The organism is Synechococcus sp. MU1655 (genome assembly GCF_023630655.1).
GTDB lineage: Bacteria > Cyanobacteriota > Cyanobacteriia > PCC-6307 > Cyanobiaceae > Synechococcus_C.
On sequence record NZ_JAKUHK010000261.1, the window covers coordinates 1 to 2,638 of the forward strand.

A 2,638-nucleotide genomic window follows, 5' to 3' on the forward strand; every position below is an offset into this window, starting at 1 on the left:
TGTTGTGGATGGGCTTCAACGCCTACTTCAAATCCATGCACTTCGACCTACCGGCAGCGGCCTCGCCATGGTGTCGATTGATTGATACAGCGTTACCTGCTGGAGAAGATCTTCCCAGGAGCTTCCAGCGCTGGAGTCCATCTGGAGTGCCATTAGAGGCGAGAAGCCTCGTGGTGATGGTGGCTCAGGAGTACGCAGACCAACTGAGTTTGTGAATCAAGCGGGCGGCGGGAATCGAACCCGCATCATCAGCTTGGAAGGCTGAGGTTTTACCACTAAACTACGCCCGCACTAGTACGTCAGAACTGCTTACCAGAAATGGTAGCTGTTCTGTCGCGTGCCCAAGCATTATGGCGTTCTGCGTGCCCCCTGTTCCAGATTGACCGCTTCAACAGCTCGCCCCGAGGGCTCCCGTCGCCGCCTCATGCTCGCTTATGGGCTCGGGGATGCAGGTACCGGACTAGCCGCCACGACGCTGGGGTTCTACCTGTTTCCCTTTTTCACCTCTGCAGCAGGGTTGCCAGCTCTGATTGCCGGCTCATTACTCACCGTGATCAAACTTTGGGATGCCATCAATGATCCTTTGATCGGCTGGATGAGCGATCACACCAGCAGTCGATGGGGCCCAAGACTTCCCTGGATGTTTGCGGCCGCACTGCCCTTGGGCATCAGCCTGGCAGCGATGTGGTGGGTGCCTGAGGGCGGCACTTTGCAACGCACGGCGTATTACGTGGTGATGGCCATCCTGCTGATGACGGCCTACACAAGCGTGAATCTGCCCTATGCGGCGCTCTCTACCGAGCTCACACCGGATACGGCGATTCGCACGCGGCTGAATGCAGCTCGATTTACAGGATCCATTTCGGCGGGAACGATCGGGTTACTCATCGCTGTTTTCGTCTTGCGAGAGGGAAGTGGGGGCTACCTCTTGATGGGACAAATCACGGGAACGATCGCAGCAGTCGCCACATTGCTTTGCTGCTGGGGTCTTGCCCCATATGCCAAAAAAGCTCAACGCCCCAGTGGCAATAAAGAGCCCCTGCTGCTGCAACTGCGGCGCATTCGCTCCAACTCACGCTTTTTGATGGTGCTAGGGCTGTATTTGCTGCTGTGGTTTGGCCTTCAGCTGATGCAAGTGGTTGCCCTGATTTGGCTGGTCCAAGTCATCCACGTTCCAGCTGAAATTGCCACATTGCTATTGCTTGCCTTCAATATCGCCGCATTGGTGGGCCTCCAGGTTTGGAGCGTGCTCTCTAATCGATACGGCCGAATCAAGGCACTTGGCTGGGGATCGAGCATTTGGATTGCCGCCTGTCTCCTTTCAATGACCCTTGCGCCACTGACGGATAGCAGCGTGGTTGCCCTGATCCCTGTGATCGGCCTAATCATGATGGTGGGATTGGGAGCTTCAACGGCTTACCTCATCCCCTGGTCCCTGCTTCCTGATGCGATCGACGCGGATCCCACCCACCCAGCGGGCCTTTACACCGCTTGGATGGTGTTTGGGCAAAAACTCATCATTGGCCTCAGCATGAGCGTGTTTGGAACATTGCTTCAGCTCACTGGGTACATCTCCACAAAGGCAGCCGATGGCGCATTGAGTTCCGTCCAACAGCCTGAAACAGCACTGATTGCCATTCGTCTTTGCATGGGTTTAATTCCAGCTGTGTTGGTGGTGTTTGGGCTTCTGTTGATGCGACGCTGGCCTGATCGTGGCGCGCATCTGCACAGCGCTTAAGTCTTTTCTCTGATCTCGTCTTAATGAAGTCCCCTCGCTGGCTGAACCGACTTGGCAGCAGCCTGCTGATCGGCGGACAAGCTGTCTCAGCCACAATCAAAGGCCAAATCAACACCATTGATTTGTTGGATCAGCTCCAGGAAGCAGGGCCTGGAAGCTTTTTGATCGTGATCATCACGGCCTTAGCTGCAGGCACCGTGTTCAACATTCAAATCACAGCGGAGCTCAACAGCATGGGCGCCGGATCCACCGTGGGTGGTGTTCTCGCCATTGGCCTAGCCAGGGAGATTGCTCCCCTGCTAACGGCCACGCTGCTGACTGGAAAGGTTGCCACTGCCTATGCCGCCCAACTGGGAACGATGAAGGTCACCGAGCAGATCGATGCAATCACCATGCTGCGCACCGATCCCGTGGAGTACTTGGTGGTCCCACGCCTCATCGCCATGGTGGTAATGGCACCGGTGCAGTGCCTGTTGTTTTTTGGGGTTGCGATCTGGAGCGCTCAAATCAGCAGCACCAACCTCTACAGCATTCCACCAGCCGTATTTTGGACAGCCGTTAGGACCTGGCTAGAACCTGATGACCTGCCCTTCATGTTGATCAAAGCACTGGTATTTGGTCTTCAAATCGGTGTCATTGCCTGCGGATGGGGAATGACCACCAAAGGCGGAGCGAAAGAGGTTGGCACAAGTACCACCGGAGCTGTGGTCATGATCCTTGTCAGCGTGGCGCTGATGGATGTACTGCTCACTCAGATTTTATTCGGCTGATTCTCCAATCCCATGACCCCCTCCCCCGAGACCAACAGCGTGATCATCAGCCCGAGTCCGAGGTTGCCATTGTTGATTTTGTTGCTGAGTGCAAGCCTTTGGTTCTTACCCCTCAGTCCCTGGCCCACCC

2 protein-coding genes, 1 tRNA gene and 1 pseudogene are annotated in these 2,638 nt (G+C 55.8%); 3 read left to right on the forward strand and 1 reads right to left on the reverse strand.

What is annotated here, in order from left to right; translation table 11 throughout:
- A pseudogene (locus tag NCN04_RS10375) lies at positions 1 to 215 on the forward strand (glycogen-debranching protein); the annotation flags it as partial.
- 4 nt (positions 216 to 219) lie between these two features.
- Here NCN04_RS10375 and NCN04_RS10380 read toward each other — a convergent pair.
- Positions 220 to 290, reverse strand: a tRNA-Gly gene (locus NCN04_RS10380).
- A gap of 134 nt (positions 291 to 424) precedes the next feature.
- Between NCN04_RS10380 and NCN04_RS10385 the strand changes: the two genes are divergently transcribed.
- Both NCN04_RS10385 and NCN04_RS10390 read left to right on the forward strand, forming a co-directional pair.
- Positions 425 to 1,738: an MFS transporter gene (locus NCN04_RS10385; protein ID WP_250396053.1), complete on the forward strand. Its 1,314-nt coding sequence runs from the start codon at positions 425 to 427 to the stop codon at positions 1,736 to 1,738.
- Between the two features lie 23 nt (positions 1,739 to 1,761).
- Positions 1,762 to 2,508: an MlaE family ABC transporter permease gene (locus NCN04_RS10390; protein WP_048347080.1), complete on the forward strand. Its 747-nt coding sequence runs from the start codon at positions 1,762 to 1,764 to the stop codon at positions 2,506 to 2,508.
- Positions 2,509 to 2,638 lie beyond the last annotated feature (130 nt).